The sequence below is a fragment of the Paraburkholderia podalyriae genome (genome assembly GCF_014397785.1).
GTDB classification, from domain to species: Bacteria; Pseudomonadota; Gammaproteobacteria; order Burkholderiales; family Burkholderiaceae; genus Paraburkholderia; species Paraburkholderia podalyriae.
In genome coordinates this window covers 1-830 of the sequence record NZ_VZQQ01000262.1, presented here as the reverse complement: position 1 = coordinate 830, position 830 = coordinate 1, and the positions used below count along the sequence as shown (strand labels likewise).

The following is an 830-nucleotide window of genomic DNA, read 5'->3' as shown; positions in this document are numbered from 1 at the left end:
GGCCGAACGGACTAAACCGCTCGCGCGGTAGGGGGCTACGGCCCGACTCTGGCGGCGAATGGGAGGCGAGTGGCGCCGGTGCTTATGTTGGTGGTTGAGGCAATCCGCCTCGTCCTCCAGCAGGAGTCCCATCATGACCTCCTCCGATCCGGGCATCAGCCCGCTGCGCCGCCGTATGCTTGAGGACTTGCGCATGCGCAAGTTCGCACCCAAGACCCAGGCCGCCTATCTGCGTGCCGTACGTCAGTTCGCCCGATACCTCGGGCGTTTACCCGATACCGCCACTGTCGAGGACCTCCGGGACTACCAGTTGCATCTGGTCGATCACGGCGCGTCGCCGGTGTCGCTGAACGCCGCGATCAGCGCTCTGAAGTTCTTCTTCGAAGTCACGCTCGGCCGGCCTGAGCTGATGGCGCGGATGCAGCCGGTACGCGTGCCTCGCACGCTCCCGGTTGTGCTCAGCCCCGAGGAGGTGCGTCGGCTCATCGCGGCAGCCGGAAACCTCAAGCATCAGACCGCGCTGTCGGTCGCCTATGGCGCCGGGCTGCGTGCGAGCGAAGTGGTCGCGCTCAGGGTCAGCGACATCGACAGCCAGCGCATGACCCTGCGCATCGAGCAGGGCAAGGGCCGCCGTGACCGCTACGCGATGCTCTCGCCGGTCCTGCTCGAACGTCTGCGCGTCTGGTGGCGCGTTGCCCGTGCCCAGGGCTGCATGCTCGATGGCGGGTGGCTCTTTCCGGGCCTCGATCCGATCGACCCGCTCAGCACGCGGCAACTGACCCGCGCCATCCATGCGGCCGCCGAGACCGCAAACATCGACAAGCGCGTAT

At 67.1% G+C, this 830-nt stretch carries 1 protein-coding gene; it reads left to right on the top strand.

Annotated elements, in window-relative coordinates:
• Positions 1-133 precede the first annotated feature (133 nt).
• On the top strand, positions 134-830 hold a 697-nt coding region (locus F6X42_RS42935), incomplete at its 3' end, for a tyrosine-type recombinase/integrase (protein WP_187639773.1).